Here is an 18,511-nt window from a genome sequence, read left to right as displayed (position 1 = left end):
CGCGTACTAAGATTTCCGGCTTGTTGAGGAGCTGGAGCCGGACAACCCCAGGCACACCTGCGGACCCGCCAGCGCCCCGGAGGCATCCGGGATCGAGACGCGAGGACCGGATGGCAGCCATAGACGAGAGCAGTGCTCTCGGCCTGCTCGACGAAGAGATCCGCGCCAAGTTCGGCGACACGGCACGCTTCTCCGGGGGCCCGGCGGCCTCCCCGCGCACGCTCGTCGACGTCTTCGAGGCGTCCGCACGCGCCCACCCGGACGAGCCCGCCCTGGACGACGGCACCGCCGGCCTCACCTACCGTCAGCTCGCCGCCGAGGTGGAGCGGCTGCGGCGCCGACTCGGCGCGGCCGGGGTCGGGCTCGGGGACCGGGTGGGCGTACGCGTCCCGTCCGGCACCAACGAGCTGTACATCGCGATCCTCGCCGTCCTCGCGGCTGGAGCCGCGTACGTCCCCGTCGACGCCGAGGACCCGGACGAACGCGCCGAGTTGGTGTTCGGGGAAGCGGACGTACGGGCCGTCATCGGGGCCGGGCACGAGATCGTCGCCCACGGCACCTCCGACGCCGCCGCCGCGCGCCCCGGCGTCGAGCACGACGCGTGGATCATCTTCACGTCCGGCTCCACCGGCAGGCCCAAGGGCGTCGCCGTCTCGCACCGCAGCGCCGCCGCGTTCGTGGACGCCGAGGCCGCCCTGTTCCTCACCGAGGAGCCGATCGGGCCCGGCGACCGGGTCATGGCCGGGCTGTCCGTGGCGTTCGACGCCTCCTGCGAGGAGATGTGGCTGGCCTGGCGGTACGGGGCCTGCCTGGTGCCCGTGCCGCGCGCGCAGGTCAGGAGCGGCGCCGACCTCGGGCCCTGGCTGGTCGAGCAGGAGATCACGGTCGTGTCCACCGTGCCGACCCTGGCCGCGCTGTGGGAGCCCGAGACCCTCAACGACGTACGGCTGCTGATCTTCGGCGGCGAGGCCTGCCCGCCCGAGCTGGCCCAGCGGCTGGTGACCGAGGGCCGCGAGGTCTGGAACACCTACGGGCCGACCGAGGCGACCGTCGTGGCCTGCGCCTCGCTGCTGACCGGCGAGGAGCCGATCCGGATCGGCCTGCCCCTGGACGGCTGGGAACTGGCCGTCGTCGACGAGGCCGGAGAGCCCGTACCGATGGGCGGCAGCGGCCAGTTGGTGATCGGCGGAGTCGGGCTCGCCCGGTACCTCGACGCCGAGAAGGACGCGGAGAAGTACGCGCCCCTGGAGTCCCTAGGCTGGAAGCGGGCGTACCGCAGCGGCGACCTCGTCAAGGCGGAGCCCGAGGGACTGGTCTTCCTCGGCCGGGCCGACGAGCAGATCAAGCTCGGCGGGCGGCGCATCGAACTCGGCGAGGTGGACGCGGCCCTGCAGGCGCTGCCCGGAGTCGCCGGAGCCGCGGCCGCCGTACGGACCGCCCGCAGCGGCAACCAACTACTCGTCGGATACGTCGTCACCCAGGACGGCTGGGACCACACGGCGGCCGTCGAGAAGCTGCGGGCCGAACTGCCCGCCGCCCTCGTGCCGTTGCTCGCGCCGGTCGGCGAACTGCCGACCCGGACCAGCGGCAAGGTGGACCGCGCCGCCCTGCCCTGGCCCCTGGAGGGACTGGAGGGCGCCGGCCCGGCCGAGGAGCTGTACGGCACCGAGGCCTGGCTCGCCGAGCAGTGGAGCGAAGTGCTCGGCATCCCCGTGACCAGCGCGCGGGACGACTTCTTCGCGATCGGCGGCGGCAGCCTCGCCGCCGCCCAGCTCACCACCCGGCTGCGCACCCGCTACCCGAGCGCCGCCGTCCTGGACATCTACCAGCAGCCCGTGCTGCGCAAACTGGCCCGGCGGCTGGAGGAGTCGGCACAGGACGACGGGGCCGCACGGGCCGTCGCCCCGGTTCCGGTCCGCGCCCAGGCGATCCAGCTCCTCGCCCTGATCCCGCTGTTCACCCTGCTCGGACTGCGCTGGACCGTGGCGCTCGCCGCCCTCGGGAACCTGCTGCCCGCGTACTCCTGGCTGCCGACCGCCCCTTGGTGGTCGATCGCGGCCGGGGCCGTGCTGCTGTTCAGCCCGCCGGGGCGGCTCGCCCTCGCGGCGGGCGGGGCGCGGCTGCTGCTCCGCGACGTGCGGCCGGGACGGTACCCGCGCGGCGGCAGCGTGCACCTGCGGCTGTGGGCCGCCGAACGGCTCGCGGAGTTCAGCGGGGCGACCTCGCTGACCGGGTCCTGGCTGGAGCGGTACGCGCGGGCGCTGGGCGCCAAGGTCGCCCCGGACGTGGACCTGCACTCGCTGCCCCCGGTCACCGGCATGCTCAAACTGGGCCGGGGCGCGGCCGTCGAGTCCGAGGTGGACCTGTCCGGGTACTGGCTGGACGGCGACCGGCTGGAGATCGGCCCGGTCAAGGTCGGCGCGCACGCCGTCGTCGGCACCCGCAGCACGCTCTTCCCCGGCGCCCGGGTCGGCAAGCGGGCCGAGGTGGCGCCCGGTTCGGCGGTCACCGGCCAGATCCCCACCGGGCAGCGGTGGGCGGGCGCGCCCGCGGTCAAGCTCGGCCGGGCCAAGCGCGACCGGCCGAAGGAACGGCCCGGGCGGGGCACGTCCTGGCGCGCGATGTACGGCGTGACGGGCTTCGCGCTGAGCGCCCTGCCGGTGCTCGCGGGCGGCGCGGCGCTCCTCGTGGCCCACGCGTTCATCGCGCCGGACGTGACCGTGCGCGGCGTCGCGCTCGCCCTCGTGCCGGCGACGCTCGCCTACGGGCTGGCCTACGCCCTGCTGATCCTGACCGCCGTACGGCTGCTGAGCCTGGGACTGCGCGAGGGCACGCACCCCACGCACAGCCGGATCGCCTGGCAGGCCTGGACGGTCACCCAGCTGATGGACCGCTCGCGGGAGACGCTGTTCCCGCTGTACGCCGGGCTGGCCACGCCGGTGTGGCTCAGGCTGCTCGGGATGCGGATCGGGCGGGGCGCCGAGGTGTCCACCGTGCTCGCCCTGCCCAGCCTGACCACGGTCGGCGAGGGCGCGTTCCTCGCCGACGACACGCTCACCGCGCCCTACGAACTCGGCGGTGGCTGGATGCGGATCGGGCGGGCCGAGATCGGGCGGCGGGCCTTCCTCGGGAACTCGGGGATGACCGCGCCGGGCCGGTCCGTGCCGGACGGCGGACTGGTCGGGGTGCTGTCCGCGACGCCGAAGAAGGCCAAGAAGGGCAGCTCCTACCTGGGGCTGCCGCCGGTGAAGCTGCCGCGCGCCGCGGCCGACGGCGACCGGAGCCGCACCTACGAACCGCCGGCCCGGCTGCTGTGGGCACGCGCCCTCGTGGAACTGTGCCGGATCGTGCCGGTGTTCTGCTCGGCGGGGCTGGCGGTGCTGACCGTGGCGGCGCTGTGCGCGCTGGGGGCCTGGGCGCCGCTGCTGTCCGGGCTCGTGCTGCTCGCGGCGGGAGCGGCCGCGGCCCTCGTGTCGATCGTCGCCAAGTGGGCGCTCGTGGGGCGGCACCGCAGCGGCGAGCACCCGCTGTGGTCTCCCTTCGTGTGGCGCAACGAGCTGGCGGACACCTTCGTCGAGGTGCTCGCCGTGCCGTGGCTGGCCGGTGCGGTGCCGGGCACGCCGGTGATGACGGCGTGGCTGCGCGGGCTCGGGGCGCGGATCGGCAGGGGCGTGTGGGTGGAGAGCTACTGGCTGCCCGAGACGGATCTGGTGACGCTCGGGGACGCGGCGACCGTGAACCGCGGCTGCGTGCTCCAGACGCACCTCTTCCACGACCGGATCTTGCGGACGGATACTGTGGTCCTCCGTGAGGGCGCGACGCTGGGTCCTGGCGGGATCGTCCTGCCCGGCAGCACGATCGGGGCCCGTACGACCCTGGGTCCCGCGTCGCTCGTCATGGCCGCGGAGTCCGTCCCCGACGACACCCGCTGGCTCGGCAACCCGATCGAGGCATGGCGTCCCTGAGCGCCGGCCACTCGGAGCCGGAGGACGACGGACCGGCGGACAGTGGCAGCGGCACAGCGCAGGGAGCACAGACGGCAGTGGCAGTCCAGCAGGCGGCGGGCGCGGACCCGTACTTCCCGGAGCACGGCGACCCCCGGTACCGCGTGCACCGGTACGAGCTCGCGCTGGACTACCGCCCGGCCCCGAACCGGCTGTCCGGGACGGCCCGCATCAACGCCATAGCGGGCCGGGCACCGCTCACCGAGTTCGTGCTGAACCTGGCCGACTACCGGATCGGTCGGGTGCGGGTCGACGGACGGCAGCCGCACTACACGCACCGCGGCGGCCGGCTGCGCGTCCGCCCCGCCAAGCCGGTCCGCGCCGGGGCGGCCTTCACGGTCGAGGTGCACTGGTCGGGCAACCCCGAGCCGGTGAGCAGCCCCTGGGGCGGGCTCGGCTGGGAGGAGCTGGAGGACGGGGCGCTGGTGGCCAGCCAGCCGATCGGGGCGCCGTCGTGGTACCCGTGCAACGACCGGCCCGCCGACAAGGCGTCGTACCAGATCTCGATCACCACGCCGTCGGCGTACGCGGTGGTGGCGGGCGGGCGGCTGCTGACCCGGACGACGAAGGCGAGCACGACCACCTGGGTGTACGAGCAGTCGGCGCCGACGTCCAGTTACCTCGTCGGGCTGGCGATCGGCAAGTACCAGACGGTGCTGCTGGGCGACCCGGGGCCGGGCGGGGTCCCGCAGCACGGGCACATCCCGGCCCGTCTGCTGGGCGACTTCTCACGCGACTTCGCGCGCCAGCCGCAGATGATGGACGTGTTCCAGGAGCTGTTCGGGCCGTACCCCTTCGACGAGTACGCGGTCGTGGTGACCGAGGAGGAACTCGACGTGCCCGTCGAGGCGCAGGGGCTGTCGCTGTTCGGCGCCAACCACGTGGACGGGGCACGGGGCTCGGAGCGGCTCGTGGCGCACGAGCTGGCGCACCAGTGGTTCGGCAACAGCGTGACCATCGCGGACTGGCAGCACATCTGGCTGAACGAGGGGTTCGCGAAGTACGCGGAGTGGCTCTGGTCGGAGCGCTCGGGCGGGCGCACGGCGCGGCAACACGCGGCTGCCGCGCACCGGTTGCTGTCGTCGCTGCCGCAGGACCTGCGGCTGGCGGACCCGGGGCGCAAGTCCATGTTCGACGACCGGCTCTACGAACGCGGCGGGCTGGTGCTGCACGCGGTGCGCTGCGCGCTGGGCGACATCGCCTTCTTCCGCATGCTGCGCGACTGGGGGCGGCTGCACCGCGGCGGCACGGTGACGACCGCGGCCTTCACCTCCCACGTGGCCCGCTTCGCGCCCGAGCCGGTGGACGAACTGCTGCGCGCGTGGGTGCAGGAGACGGCACTGCCGCCACTGCCCGTGAACTGAATCTCTGTCGAGAACTGAAATCCGCCGGTACTCCTCCGATAACATGATCGAACAAATGATCAAACTAAAAAACTAACAAAACGGCTGAAAACTTGATATCTAAATCATCGCGGATATCTTCGCGCACAAGGGGCAGACTCACGCTCGCCGTCCGGAACCCGCCCCGGGCGGTGCTGTGGAGTGCCGCGGGGCTGGTGACGCTCGGATTCCTCGTCGCACTGGAGATCACGGCCCGCCACCTCGGCCTGCCGGGGCCGATGGTGCAGCAGGCGCGAGAAGTGATCGCCGCGCCCAAGTCGGGCTTCCTGCTGTACGCCAGCATGGCGTTGATGATGGTGGTGCTCAACTGGCGGCAGCGCTGCATCGCGGCCGGTGCCGCCATCGCCATCGACGTGGTGTTCCTGCTGGTGCGCTGGGCGGTCGGTGCCGGCCTGAACGGCGGGCACCCCTTCGGCAACGGCGCGCTGTGGGTCATCCTGGGCGTCGCGGTCCTCGCCGTCACGCGCCGCACCGGCCGGGAACGCCTCCTGCTGCTGAAGGGCGTCGGCCTGGGCCTGCTGCTGGTGACCGGCCGCAAGACCGGCGACACCTGGCTGCTCATCACCTCGGAGACCCGGGTGACGGTGCTCGACCAGTACCTGGCCAACGCCGACCACGCGCTGGGCAACCCGTCCTGGCTGGTGGGCCGGATGGTCGAGGCCACCGGCCCGGTCGGCGCGACGCTCCTCGACTACGTCTACGCCCAGCTCGCGGTGGCCGCGGTCGTCGTCGCGCTGTACCAGCTGCGGAACGTGGCGGTCGAGCGCCGCTTCCCGGGGCATCACATCGTGCGCACCTTCCTCGTGATCGGCCTCCTCGGGCCGGGCATCTACATGATCTTCCCGGTGGTCGGGCCGATCTTCGCCTTCGGCGCCGACGGCGGGCACTGGGCGCTGGCCGACCTGTGGCCGGGCACGCCCCCGCCGATCGCCACCCCGCACGCGATGCCGTTCGACGGGATCACCCCCCGCAACTGCATGCCCAGCCTGCACACGGCGTGGGCCACCGCCATCTTCATCCACTCCCGCAAGGGCCCGCGGGCGCTGCGCGTCGCCGGCACGTTCTGGCTGATCGCCACGCTCACCGCGACGCTGGGATTCGGCTACCACTACGGCGTGGACCTCGTCGCCGGCGTGGTGTTCGCGTACACCATCGAGGCGGCCGTGCGCATGCTCGACCGCGGCTGGGACCGGTCCGGAATCCAACTGGTCGCCTACGGCACGACGGTCTTCGCGGCGCTCCTGCTCTGCTACCGCTTCGCGTCACTGGAGATGGCCACGTACCCGTGGCTGTTCGGACCGCTCCTCATCCTGGTGATGGCCTCGGTCGTCTACGGCTACACGCGGACCACCCGGCAGTGGGAGCCGGAGACCGCGTCGCCGCGGCGCCCCGAGTCGCAGTCCGAACTGACAGCCGTCTCGTAGCCGATCCGGGCGGGCCACCCGGCCGCACCTGCCCGAAAGGGGCGCCCGACCGGCATCCCGCAGGTCAGGCGCCCCTTGTGCGGGGATGCGCGCCCGGTTACCGGTCCTTGGCCAGCGCGACGAGTTCGGCGAACAGCCCGCCGGCGTCGACCAACTCCTCGTACGTCCCGTGCTCGATGACCCGGCCCCGGTCCATGACGAGGACGCGGTCCGCGAGCCGGGTGTTCTCCAGCTGGTGGGTGACGACGATCGTCATGCGCTCGGCGGCGATCCTCCTGATCTCCAGGAAGATCGCGTGCTCACCGCGTGCGTCCATCTGCGAGGTCGGCTCGTCCAGGATCAGCAGCGGCGTCCGGCGGTACAGGGCCCGTCCGCACACGAGGCGCTGCCACTGCCCGCCGGAGAGTTCCGCGCCGCCCCACAACTCCTTGGCGAGCAGGGTGTCGAGCTGCTGGGGCAGCTTCTCGATCGCCTCCCGCATGCCGACGGCGTCGACGACGTCCCACACCGGCCCGTCGTCGAAGGACTTCGGCTGCCCCAGCGTGATGTTCTCCCGGGTGCGCAGGGGCCAGCAGGCGAAGTTCTGCGGGACGAGCGCCGTCCGCTTCCACACGGCGTCCGGGTCGGCGTGGGCGAGGTCGACGCCGTCCCACAGCACGCGCCCCTTGTCGGCGAGGAGGATGCCGGTGATGAGCTTGGCGAGGGTGGACTTGCCCGAGCCGTTCTCCCCGACGATCGCCAGGATCTCGCCCCGGCGCAGGGTCAGCGACACCCCCGCGACGGCCGGCTCCTCCTTGCCCGGGTACTGGTACACGACCTCGTCCAGACGGATCTCGTCCACGCGTTCCGGAATGGTCAGCTCCCCACGCCTGGGGGCGCGTTCGGCGGCCATGTCGAGGAACGCCCGCATGTCCGCCAGGTAGAGCGAGGTGTGGAACATCGCCGCGCCATGGATGACGAACTGGCCGAGCGCGCCGAGCGTGGTCTGCACGGCGACGACGGCGGTGGCGGCGACCGGCAGGGCGACCCGGCCGCCGGCCGCCAGCCAGGCGAGGGTGGCCCAGGTGCCCAGCAGGAAGACCCCACCCAGGGCACTGGTCGTCAGCACGATGCGCAGCCGGCGCGGGGCGGCGGTGAGCGTGCGCCGGTCGATGCGGTCGGACAGCGCGCGGTACCAGTAGACGAGGTAACCGGTCATGCCGTTGGCGCGGACCTCGTCACCGAAGCGGGAGTAGGTGGCCCACCAGCGCATCATCGAACGCACGTTGCGGTCACCGACGTTGAGGTAGTGCGTCTCGTAGTCGACCCGCGCGGACAGCACGGCCCCGGCACCGGCCGGCAGGACGGCCAGGAGGAGCAGGGGCAGCATCAGCGGGTGCAGGGCGGTGATGACCCCGCTCGCGGCGATCATGCGGATCAGGGCGGACATGAACCGCTGGGCGTCCTGGACCATCATCCGGGTGCGCGTGACACCCACCTCGGCGGCCTCCTGCCGGTCGGCGAAGCCGTCCTCGCCGTAGGCGGAGGTCTCCACCCGGCAGACGGCGGCGACCAGGGCGATGTCCGCCTCGGTCGTCAGCAGCGGGGTGATCCGCCCGTCGGCATAGGAGGACAGGGCGCCGCTGACCCGGCCGACGGCCGCGGCCGCCGTCACCACGATCAGGGCGGGCAGCGCGCCGCGCAGGCGTTCGGAGACGGAGCCGCTGCCGAGGACGTGCGTCATGGCCTCGGCGGTGAACGCGAGGACGACGGCGGCCGCGATGCCGGTGAGCAGCTGGCACGCCAGAAGCAGCAGCACCCCGCGCCGGTCGACGGCCCACGCCATCCGCGCGGTGTGCCCGAGCACCGACGGCAGACGTCGGCACATGGCGCCGAAACTGGCGCCCGCCAGCGGGTTCTCGCCGTGCTTCCCGCCGAAGGCGAGGGTCGCGGGCGGGGGAGGGGGTGGCGTCTTCTCGTCAGCGGTCGAGGCGTCGGTCACAGTCACCTGCGTCCCTCCTGGAGGTCGTGCCGCGCCTGGACGGCGCGGCGGTGCACGGCCTAACGACACGGCGCCGGAATCGAACGCGGTCGATTCCGGACGTGCTCAGACCCTTGCCGCGCAAGGGACCGGCGGACGCGGCGCGCCGCTGAGGCCGGTCCCCGGGCGCGCCGGGTTGGCCGAATCGCGGACGCTCGAAACCGGTGTGGCGGATGAGGTTCCCGGCCGCCGCCCCGCGCCGTGCTGTTTGCCGTCTGCCCTGGTGGGGACCCGGGCGGGCATGAACGTGATGTCACGCCGCCGCCTGCTGCGGCAGAACCGGGTCCTGTGGCTGCTGGACCGCCTGGAGCGCGAGACCGCGGCCGACGCGGTGATCGACACGCTCCGCAGGGGCGTGCGCGCCCTGCCGCTCGGGCGCGGCCGGGACCTGCTGCACGGCCGGTGGCTGGGGCACCCCGTGCACCCGCTGATGGTGCAGGTGCCGATCGGCAGCTGGCTGTCGGCGGCGGTCCTCGACCTGCGGCCCGGCCGCTCCCGCGAGTCACGGCTGCTGGTCGGCGTCGGGCTGGCCGCCGTCGCTCCCACGGCCCTGGCCGGCTGGGTCGACTGGGCCGAGCTGCACCGCCAGCAGCAGCGCGTCGGGCTGGTGCACGCCCTGTCCAACACGGCGGCCGTCGGCCTGTACGCCGCCTCGCTCGCCTGCCGCGTCAGGGGCCGCGAGGCCGCCGGCCGCACCTACGGCTTCCTGGGGCTCACGGCGGTGGGCATCGGCGGCATGCTGGGCGGCCACCTGGCCTACCGGCAGGCCTCCGGCGCCAACCACGCCGAGGAGGTCCCGCACGTCGTCTCGGAGGGCTGGCACCGGATCGGAACCGTGGACGAGTTCCCGGCCGGACAGCCGGTGCGGCGCAGCGTGGACGACGTGCCGGTGCTGGTCGTGCGCGAGACCGGCGGGGAGATCCACGCCCTGGCCGAGCGGTGCAGCCACCTCGCGGGACCGCTCGCCGAGGGCACCGTCGCCGACGGCTGCGTCCAGTGCCCCTGGCACGGCAGCGTCTTCCGCCTCTCCGACGGCTGGAACGTACGAGGCCCCGCCACCGCCCCGCAGCCCTCCTTCGAGACCCGGATCACCGGCGGCGAGGTCGAGGTGCGCCTGCGCCACCAGGACGGGGGACAGCCCGCGGAGAAGGACAGGGACCTGGCCGGGCTGGGGAGCGGAACAGGATCGGGTGCTGCTCATGGACATGACGCCCATGGCTGACAGCCGCGCGGCACGGCGGCTGCGCGGACTTCTCCGGCACACCGAGCGGAGCTACTCGGCCGGCCACGACCGCCCGCTGGGCGGCTATGCCGCGGCCCTGGCGGGCTTCGCGACGTTCACGGCGGCCTGGAGCACGGCGGTACGGCTGCGCGGGCGCCCGCTGCCGGAGCGGCCCGAGCCGTGGGACGTCGTGCTGACCTCGGTGGCCACCTTCCGGCTCAGCCGGCTGCTGAGCAAGGCATCGGTGACCAGCCCGCTGCGCGCCCCCTTCACGCGGTACGTCGGTCCCCAGGGCCCCGCCGAACTCCACGAGGAGGCCCGGCCCGAGCAGGGCAGGCACACCGCCGGCGAACTCGCGACCTGCCCGTTCTGCATGAGCGTCTGGGTGGCCTCGGCCCTGACCGCGGGCCAGCTGCTGTGGCCCCGCGCGACCCGCACCGCGATGGGCACGCTCACCGCCCTCGCCGGTGCGGACGCACTGCAACTGGCGTACGGCGCGCTGCTGGACAGGGCGACGGGCGACTGACCGCAGCCCCGCCCGCTTCGGCGCAGGTCAGGGGCCGGTCACGCCCGCCCGGGCGCGCAGCGCAGCCACGCGGCGATCCAGCCCGTCTGCATCGCGGCGTCGAGGAGGTACGTCGGCCGGATCCGCCCCTTGGGCACATAGACCAGATCGACGGCCAGCAGGGTGACGGCGGTGCCCAGGCCGATACGGCGGGCATGGGCCGGGCCCCGGGGGTCGGCGGCCGCGGTGAGCTGGGCGAGTCCGGCGGAGGCCAGCAGCCCGCCCGTCGTCATCTGGAGCCAGACATCGGTCTTCGGGCCGAAGACCCACTCGAAACTGCGCAGGTGCAGCAGTGGCCACAACCCGCCCACGACGTTGAAGGCGCCGTGCGCGAGGGCGATCGCGTCGGCCGGCTGCGGATCTCTGTTCCTGCCCAAGGCGGCCTCCTCTCATCGGACCGCCCGGGTACCCCTCGCCGACCGCGCCCAAGCCGCTCCCAGGACGTCGGCGGTGCCGTCCGGTGTTTCCGTCACCGCCCGTCGGGGACCCGCCACCTGTGGTGGCGTACCGAGCGGAGCATCGCGTGCGGCTCCCCGCCGTACGGGCGGGCTGGCTGACGCAGACGTTCGTGCACTGGGCGTATCCGCCGGAAACGGTGCGGGCGCTGCTGCCCCAGGGACTGACCGTGGACGAGTACGACGGGGCGGCCTGGGTGGGGCTGACGCCCTTCGTCATGGCGGACCTGCGCCCGCACGGCGTGCCCGCCGCGCTGCCGGGGCTCCCCACGTTCGCCGAGACCAACCTGCGGACCTACGTCCGGCACCCGGACGGGCAGGACGGACTGTGGTTCCTGTCCATCGAGGTCGCCTTCCCGCCGATGCTGGCGGCCCGCGCGATCGGCGCGCCCTACCACCAGGGCACCCTGAGCGTCTCCCGGGACGGCGGCACGGTCGCGTACGCCGGTTCGAGAGGGACCGGCGGGCCCTCCTACCACGTCGTCGTCCGGCCCGGCGATCCGCTCGAGCCGACGGAGCGGGACGTGTGGCTGACCTCGCGCTGGCGGGCCTACACCCGCAGCCTCGGCCTGCTCTGGGAGACGCCCGTCGAGCACGAGCCGTGGCCGCTGGCCCGGGCCGCGGCCGACGTGGTGGAGGAGACGCTGACCACCGCCGCGGGCCTGCCCGCGCCCGAGGGGGAGCCGGTGGTGCACTTCTCACCCGGCGTCACGGACGTGCGGCTGGGCCCCACCAGGCCGTGCGCCCCGCGCGGCCGCGCCGGGAACGGGAGCGCCGGGAACGGGAGCACGTCTTCCGCCCCGTAGCAGCCGGGAGGGGGGGAGTCCTCCTCAGCCGCGGGTGGGCCTGCCGTCGGCCGACGTGACCGTGACGGCCGTGGTGCGGCCGTCCGGAGCGATGCGGAGCACGGGGATCGCCTTGTCCTTGGGAGCGCCGTCGCCGCCGAGGGCGATCCAGCCGCTCGCGCCCGGCAGCGGCCCCTTCTCCCGCAGCCGGGCGAGGGTCCGGTGGACATCGGTGACCGACGGACGCGGCACCGCGGGAGTCTCCCGGACCGCCCGGGCCGCGGTCAGCAGGGCGTCGTACATCATGACGGCCCGGCCGTCCTCCAGGTCGCCGTGCCCGAACGTGTCGGTGAACGTGCCGTCGCGGAAGGGCGCGGCGAGCTTCAGGTCGAAGGCCTCCGGTGCCACCTCCCACGCCCGCGGGTGGGCGAGGCCGGTGTGGAGCAGGTCGATGCGCCCCTTGCCGAGCACGTCGGCCAGATCCCGCGCGCCGAAGCCGTTCGTGTGCCGGACCATCATGGTGTCGTCGCCCGACATCACGGTGATCCGGTGGTCCTTGCACGGGCGGGCGGCGAGGACGGTCAGGAGCCGTGGCAGCGTCGTGCCGCGGCCCGCGAAGTAGACGACGTCCGGCCGCACCGCGCACACGTCCGCGAGCCGGGCGCGGAAGTCGCCCGCGCCGGACCGCGAGGAGTCGAACAGGGTGGGTTCCGCCCGGACGAGCCGCTCCGCCGGGATCCGGGCCCGGAACTGCTGGGCGAGGGTGCTCGTGTACTGGTCGCCGGGGGCCACGTCCTGCACGAACAGGATCCGCGCCCGGGCGAGTGCGCCGGCCGACAGATGCTGTACGGCGGCCGCCGCCTGGTCGGCGTTGGTGGGCGCGACGCGGGCCAGGCCGGGAACGGCGGCCCAGGAGTCGGCCGTGAGGACCGAACCGAACGCGGGGAGGCCGCCGGCCGTCAGCTCCTCCACCATGTCCTGACTGGCGGCGGTGCTGCCGCCCAGGCCGAGCGCCGCCACGATCCGCTGGGCGCGCCGGGCCCCGAGCACCTGTCCGACCGCGTGGTTGCGCTGCTCGGCGGTGCCTCCGGTGTGGCCGAACAGCAGCCGGACCGCGGGGCCGTCCTGCCGGGCACCGAGTCTGCCGTTGGTCCTGAGCTGGGCGAGGTGCGCGCCCTCCAGATCGCGCCGGACCGCCTCCATCGCGCCGCTGCCGTCGAACTCCTGGGTGATGGGCGTCAGATACACCATCGACACGAACGGCCGCCCGCCCGGCTCGGCGGCGGCCGCGACGACCCGCCGGTTCTCCGCGGCGATCCGCTCCAGCACCGGGGCGACGGCCCGGCTCGACGAGGAACGCAGCCGCGCGGGCGACGCGTCCGCGTCCAGCAGACCGACGCATCTGCGCATCCGGCCCTCACCCAGGGCGGTCAGGCCCTCGGCGCACGGCAGGACCGCCGACGGCGTCGACGGTGGCACGTCACCCGTGAGGAACAGGGTGGCCAGGACGGCCAGCGCGGCGATCGCCGCCCTCCCGGGCCGCCGGCGCGGCCGTACACGCACGCCGTCGACCTCGCCGAGGCCCTGCGCGGGCCCGGTTGCCAGGCGGAGCACCTCCTCCAGGCCGGGCCGCCCGGCGGGGTCCTTGGCCAGACAGCGCGACACCAGCGCGCGCAGCGGGGCGGGGACGCCGGTCAGGTCCGGTTCCTGGTGCACCACCGCGAAGGCGACCGCGATCGGCTCCAGGCCCGCCGCCTCGGGGTCCTCGAAGGGGCTCCGGCCCGACGCGGCGAAGGCCAGCACGCCACCGAGCGCGAACACGTCCGTCGCCGGGGAGACCGCCCGCGCCGCGACCAGCTGCTCGGGGGCCATGAAGGCCGGGGTGCCCACCATCGCGCCGCTGCGGGTGAGCGCACGGCTCTGGACGGCGGACCGGGCGATGCCGAAGTCGATGACCCGGACGCCGTCGTCGGCGAGCAGGACGTTGGCCGGTTTCAGGTCCCGGTGCACGATCCCCTGCCGGTGGATGTCGCGCAGCGCCTCCGCCAGCTGTCCCGCCAGCCGGACGACCTCGGCCACCGGCAGCGGCCCACCGGACCGCACGCGGGCCTCCAGGGAGTCCCCGGCGACGTACTGGGTGGCCAGCCAGGGCGGATCGCCGTCCGGGTCGGCGTCCACCACGGGCGCCGTGAAGGCCCCGCTCACCCTGCGGGCCGCCGCCACCTCGCGCCGGAACCGGGCACGGAAGTGCGGCTCGTCGGCGTACTCGGGCCGGATCACCTTCAGCGCCACCTGCCGCCCGGCGGCGGTGCGCGCGAGGTACACCACCCCCATTCCGCCGGCGCCGAGGCGCCGTTCCACGGTGAACTCCCCGATCCGCCGCACCCCGCCAACGTAGCGGCGCCGACGGCCCCGGTTTCCGCCTTCCCGGCGTCCGGTCCCGAGCAGCACACCTTCAGGTGAAGCGGCCCCGGTCAACCGGTGCGGGCCGCGCCGCGCGTGTACACCGCCCCGGCGCACCGCGTACGGCCGAGGAGACAACCGCTGCCGCGCCGTCCAGACTCGAAGGAGGAGCAAGCGTCTTCCGGTCGACCGGGTCTGTGAGGGCCGGACTGTGCATGATGTGCCGCTGTGGCTGTGGCTGGTGTTCGTCGCCACCGTGCTGGTGTCGCTGGCGGTCGATCTGCTGGCGCACCGGCAGGCCCACGTCATCGGCTTCCGGGAGGCCGCCGCCTGGAGCGGGGTGTGGGTGGGGCTGGCGATCCTCTTCGGCGCCGTCGTCTTCCTCGTGGTGGGCCCCACCGCCGGTGTCGAGTACACCACCGCGTGGCTGCTGGAGAAGAGCCTGTCGGTGGACAACCTCTTCGTCTTCGCGCTGATCTTCGGCTACTTCCGGGTACCGCGCGCCTACCAGCACCGTGTGCTCTTCCTCGGGGTCCTCGGCGCCCTCGTCTTCCGGGGGCTCTTCCTCGCCGCAGGGGTGGCGGTGGTCAGCCGCTTCACCGCCGTCCTGTTCGTCTTCGCCGCGATCCTCTTCTGGAGCACGTACAAGATCCTCAAGGAGGAGGACGACAGCTTCGACCCCGGCAAGAGCGTCGCCGTACGCCTGCTGCGCAGGGTCGTCCCCGTACGGGACGAGTACGCCGGCACCCACTTCTTCGTACGGGAGGCCGGCCGGCGCGTCGCCACCCCGCTGCTCGCCGTGGTCGCCGCGATCGAGGCCGCCGACCTCGTCTTCGCCGTCGACAGCGTGCCCGCGGTGCTGGCCGTCAGCAGTGACGCCTTCATCGTCTACACCAGCAACGCCTTCGCCATCCTGGGCCTGCGCGCCCTGTACTTCATGCTCGCCGGCCTGCTGGACCGCTTCCACTACCTCAGCAAGGGCCTCGCGCTGATCCTCGCGTTCATCGGCGTCAAGCTCATCCTCCAGGCGTCCCACAAGATCATCAGCTCCGACGTGCCCGAGATCCCCTCCCCGATCAGCCTCGCCGTCATCGCCACGGTCCTGGCCGTCTCCATCGCGCTCAGCATGATGCGCCCCCCGTCAAAGGACTCCCAAATCCCCCTAAAGCAGGATTAAAATAGTGGCCATGAGCAGCGACAACGAGCGAAGAGCGGCCTCCCGTCCCCGGTACGTCTGCCGCTCGTGCGAGCAGCCGGTGGACGCCGTGATGGAACGGCACAAGACCATGGGCGTCTTCGTCCCCGTCTGGGTCGCGGGCCCCTGCCACAACCAGCGGTGCGAGCACTACGTACCGGAACTGGTAACCGTCACGTCGGTCCGGGGTGCGACCTGGCAGCATCTCACCGGCTGGAAGCACGACTGAACCTGGCCGGTGGTGGCACCGGCCAGGGGCCTTGACCTGATCAGCCTCGCGTCAGCCGTCGGACTCCGCCGACGGGATGTAGGCGCCCGGCACGTCCTGCGGGGCGTAGAGCTTGGACTCGCCCGGGTACGGCTTCGCCCAGTTGTGCGTCTGGTACCAGGTGTAGTGGTTCATCTGCGCGGGGTTGGCGAAGTCGGGCACGGCGTTCGGGCCGGTCAGCCGCTGCTTGGACTTCCAGGTGTCCCACTGCGCCGCCAGCGACCGCTCGCCGGCCGGCACCTTCGCCGCCGGTACGGGCGCCGCCCCGGGATCCTGTGGAGCCGGGGTGTCCGCGCCGCAGGACGGCGGGGTCTTCAGGCCGTCCGTGAGCGACGTCCGGTTGGGCAGCGCCCTGAACGGCGTGTAGTCCGCGTGCCGGGTGAACGCCCCCCGCATCGGGGTGGCCGCGCTGTCCTTCTGGTTCATCGGCTGGATCCCGAGGATCTGCTCGATGGTGCGGATCACCGTGATCTGCGAGTAGTAGTGGCTGTCGACGGTACCGTGCCGGGCCCAGGGGCTGATGATCTGGATCGGGGCCCGGTGACCGTCGACGTGGTCGAGACCGGCCTGGGAGTCGTCCTCGACGACGAAGATCGCCGAGTCCTTCCAGTACGTGCTGTGCGAGATCTCGTCGACGATCCTGCCGGTCGCGAGGTCGTTGTCCGCGACCTGGGCGGCGGCGCTCGCCGGACCACCGGTGTGGTCGCTGGAGAGCCAGAACATGTTCAGGTCCGCCGGGCCGTGCTTCTCGAAGTCCTGCTTCCAGATCTCGTACCGGTAGAGGTCCGGGACGCTGGTGTCGAACTTCGGGAAGCCGTGCACGGACACGCTGTTGAGCGACGGGATCGGCGAGGACGAGTCCAGGGCGTAGGCGGTGCCCCGCCCGGTCGCGTCCATGGCCTTGGCGTCGCAGTACAGGTTCTGCCAGCTGGCGTCCGCCGGCTTGGTCAGGAACTGCTGGAACTCGCCGAAGTCCCGCACGGACTTCCCGGCCGCCTGCGCGCCGGTCCACAGGAACCCGCTGCGCTGGTGGCCGAGCGCGTCGTCCTCGGTGTCGTAACTGCGGGCGTACTCACCGGCCGAGGACTCGGTGTACTCCGGGTCGTCGGCCTGCATCAGCCAGTTGTGGCCCTCGGCGGAGTTCGTGCCGATGTCGTACGTGTTGTCGTACAGCCCGAACTGCCGGGCCAGCGCGTGCTGGTTGGGCGTCACGTTCTCGCCGAACTCCGTCAGCGCCGGGTCGCCGTTGCCCTGCGGCATGTCGCCGAGGACCTGGTCGTAGGTCCGGTTCTCCTTGACGAGCAGGAACACGTGCTTGATCGTCGAGGGGTCGCCGAGCCGCAGCGGGACCGGCACCGGCTTCGCGGTGCTCCTGCCCCGGCTCCGCGCGACCGAGCCCGCGGTCCAGCCGTTCTGCCGGAAGACCTTGGCCGTCTCGGAGCGGATGACGCTGTCGTCCGGCAGCGTGAAGTGCTGCACGCTCGACGTCGTGTCATGCGTGCCGTGCCCGGCGCTGTCGGTGGGGCGGCGGGCGTCGACGCCACGGGTGTTGGAGACGACGACCTGCTTGCCGACGGTGGTGATCTCCGCGGGGAAGTAGTCCGTCGGGAGCAGCCCGACATAACTGACGGGCTCCTGCGGGGTGGTGTACCGGTAGACGGCGACCGCATTCGCGCGGCCCAGCGTCACCAGCAGGTGGCCGTCGTCGGTGAGGGTCACCGCGTCGGGCTCGTAGCCGACCGACGCCTGGGGCCACGGCTGGGTGGCGATGGTCTGCACGACCTTGTCGCGTGCCGTGTCGATGACCGACACGTCGTTGCCGGCCGTGTCGGTGACGAACAGCGCGCCCTTCCTGGCGTACAGCGCGGTCGGGTGCAGACCGACGGGGATGCTGCCGACAGGGGCATCCGGCTTCGCCAGGTCGATGACGCTGACCGTGCCGGTGGTGGTGGCGGCGGTCACCGGGCTGGCCGGCACCTGCGTGCCGTACGAGTTGGCGGTCGTGTCGCCGGGCCTCGCCGGGCGGCCGCCCTCGTTGCTGACGTACAGCCGGTCGCCGACCTCGACCATGTCGCGCGGCGCGTTGCCCACGGCCCAGCTGCGCTCGATCGCCCCGGTCGCCGCGTCGAGGGCGACGACCCGGTTCTGCCCGTTGACCGCCGAGTAGACGGTGGAGCCGTCGCGGGAGAACACCGCCTCGCCGACCAGTGCGTGCTTGGCCCCGTCCGCCGGGATCCCGATGAACGTCGGACTGGCGACGCTGCCGTCCGGTTGCACGGTGAACCTGGTGTAGCCGTCGGTCTGGCCCAGCCACAGCTGCTTGCCGTCGGGGGAGTAGGTGGGGCCTTCCTGACCCACGTCGTCACCGCTGATGCGCGGGGTCGACGACGCGGAGCTGCCGACGAGTTGCTGCACCTTCCAGCTCTTCAGGTCCACGATCGCCAGGGCGCTCCCGCCGTCGGTGACCGAGGCCGCGAGGTGGGTGCCGTCCGGGCTGACCGACGACGACATGATCTTGCCGTCGTTCACGACGAGACGGTCGCCGTACGGGGCGATGTACTGGTCGCTGGGGAGGACCTGGCCCTGACCGGTGATCTGGCCGACGCGCTGGGTGCCGAACTGGTGCGTCTGCGCGAAGGCGGTCCCGGCGGCGGCCACGGCCACGGCGGTGATGCCCGCCGTGACCATGGTCCGGCGCCCGATCCGTCTGCCGGGAACGCCGGAACTGCCGTTCCCGGCACGCCGACGGCGGCGTGTTACCTGCATT

At 73.2% G+C, this 18,511-nt stretch carries 12 protein-coding genes; 8 read left to right on the top strand and 4 right to left on the bottom strand.

Features of this window, described 5'->3' with window-relative positions:
* The first annotated feature begins 110 nt into the window (after positions 1-110).
* The 3 genes from C1703_RS03980 to C1703_RS03970 all read left to right on the top strand — a co-directional run bounded on the left by C1703_RS03980 (position 111) and on the right by C1703_RS03970 (position 6,831).
* Entirely contained in the window at positions 111-3,965 is a 3,855-nt protein-coding gene (locus C1703_RS03980; protein ID WP_114250563.1) for a Pls/PosA family non-ribosomal peptide synthetase, read from the top strand.
* 77 nt (positions 3,966-4,042) lie between these two features.
* The gene (locus C1703_RS03975) at positions 4,043-5,368 is read left to right on the top strand and encodes a M1 family metallopeptidase (protein ID WP_114250562.1); all 1,326 of its coding nucleotides are present in this window, start codon (positions 4,043-4,045) and stop codon (positions 5,366-5,368) included.
* A gap of 170 nt (positions 5,369-5,538) precedes the next feature.
* The gene (locus C1703_RS03970) at positions 5,539-6,831 is read left to right on the top strand and encodes a phosphatase PAP2 family protein (protein ID WP_269803197.1); all 1,293 of its coding nucleotides are present in this window, start codon (positions 5,539-5,541) and stop codon (positions 6,829-6,831) included.
* A gap of 97 nt (positions 6,832-6,928) precedes the next feature.
* Here the strand turns inward: C1703_RS03970 and C1703_RS03965 are convergent, their stop codons facing one another.
* On the bottom strand, positions 6,929-8,812 hold the full coding sequence (locus tag C1703_RS03965; protein WP_114257285.1) for an ATP-binding cassette domain-containing protein: 1,884 nt from the start codon (positions 8,810-8,812) through the stop codon (positions 6,929-6,931).
* Between the two features lie 280 nt (positions 8,813-9,092).
* On the opposite strand from C1703_RS03965, the gene C1703_RS03960 reads away from it, so the two are divergent.
* Together C1703_RS03960 and C1703_RS03955 are read left to right on the top strand one after the other, a co-directional pair.
* Positions 9,093-10,073 (top strand): Rieske 2Fe-2S domain-containing protein, encoded by a 981-nt coding sequence (locus C1703_RS03960; RefSeq protein ID WP_198678080.1) that lies wholly within the window; start codon positions 9,093-9,095, stop codon positions 10,071-10,073.
* The gene (locus C1703_RS03955; protein WP_114257283.1) at positions 10,057-10,599 is read left to right on the top strand and encodes a DUF1360 domain-containing protein; all 543 of its coding nucleotides are present in this window, start codon (positions 10,057-10,059) and stop codon (positions 10,597-10,599) included. The genes C1703_RS03960 and C1703_RS03955 overlap by 17 nt, the downstream gene beginning before the upstream one ends.
* Before the next feature lie 38 nt (positions 10,600-10,637).
* Here C1703_RS03955 and C1703_RS03950 read toward each other — a convergent pair whose 3' ends face one another.
* Complete coding sequence (locus C1703_RS03950) at positions 10,638-11,015, bottom strand: hypothetical protein (protein WP_198678079.1); 378 nt, start codon at positions 11,013-11,015, stop codon at positions 10,638-10,640.
* Between the two features lie 146 nt (positions 11,016-11,161).
* Here C1703_RS03950 and C1703_RS03945 point away from each other — a divergent pair, with 146 nt between their 5' ends.
* A complete protein-coding gene (locus tag C1703_RS03945) occupies positions 11,162-11,899 on the top strand; it encodes a DUF2071 domain-containing protein (RefSeq protein WP_198678078.1) in 738 nt (245 codons plus the stop codon).
* A 24-nt stretch (positions 11,900-11,923) separates the two neighbouring features.
* Here C1703_RS03945 and C1703_RS39545 read toward each other — a convergent pair whose 3' ends face one another.
* On the bottom strand, positions 11,924-14,239 hold the full coding sequence (locus tag C1703_RS39545; protein ID WP_232840405.1) for a bifunctional serine/threonine-protein kinase/ABC transporter substrate-binding protein: 2,316 nt from the start codon (positions 14,237-14,239) through the stop codon (positions 11,924-11,926).
* A 253-nt stretch (positions 14,240-14,492) separates the two neighbouring features.
* Between C1703_RS39545 and C1703_RS03935 the strand changes: the two genes are divergently transcribed.
* A complete protein-coding gene (locus C1703_RS03935) occupies positions 14,493-15,458 on the top strand; it encodes a TerC family protein (protein ID WP_114257281.1) in 966 nt (321 codons plus the stop codon).
* A gap of 10 nt (positions 15,459-15,468) precedes the next feature.
* Entirely contained in the window at positions 15,469-15,705 is a 237-nt protein-coding gene (locus C1703_RS03930) for a hypothetical protein (RefSeq protein ID WP_114257280.1), read from the top strand.
* Positions 15,706-15,756: 51 nt separating this feature from the next.
* Here the strand turns inward: C1703_RS03930 and C1703_RS03925 are convergent, their stop codons facing one another.
* Positions 15,757-18,510 (bottom strand): alkaline phosphatase family protein, encoded by a 2,754-nt coding sequence (locus tag C1703_RS03925; protein WP_114250560.1) that lies wholly within the window; start codon positions 18,508-18,510, stop codon positions 15,757-15,759.
* Position 18,511 lies beyond the last annotated feature (1 nt).

This window comes from Streptomyces sp. Go-475 (assembly GCF_003330845.1).
In the GTDB taxonomy this organism is placed as follows: Bacteria; Actinomycetota; Actinomycetes; order Streptomycetales; family Streptomycetaceae; genus Streptomyces.
Note: the sequence above shows the minus strand (reverse complement) of the source record. Positions and strands in the feature narration are given on the sequence as shown.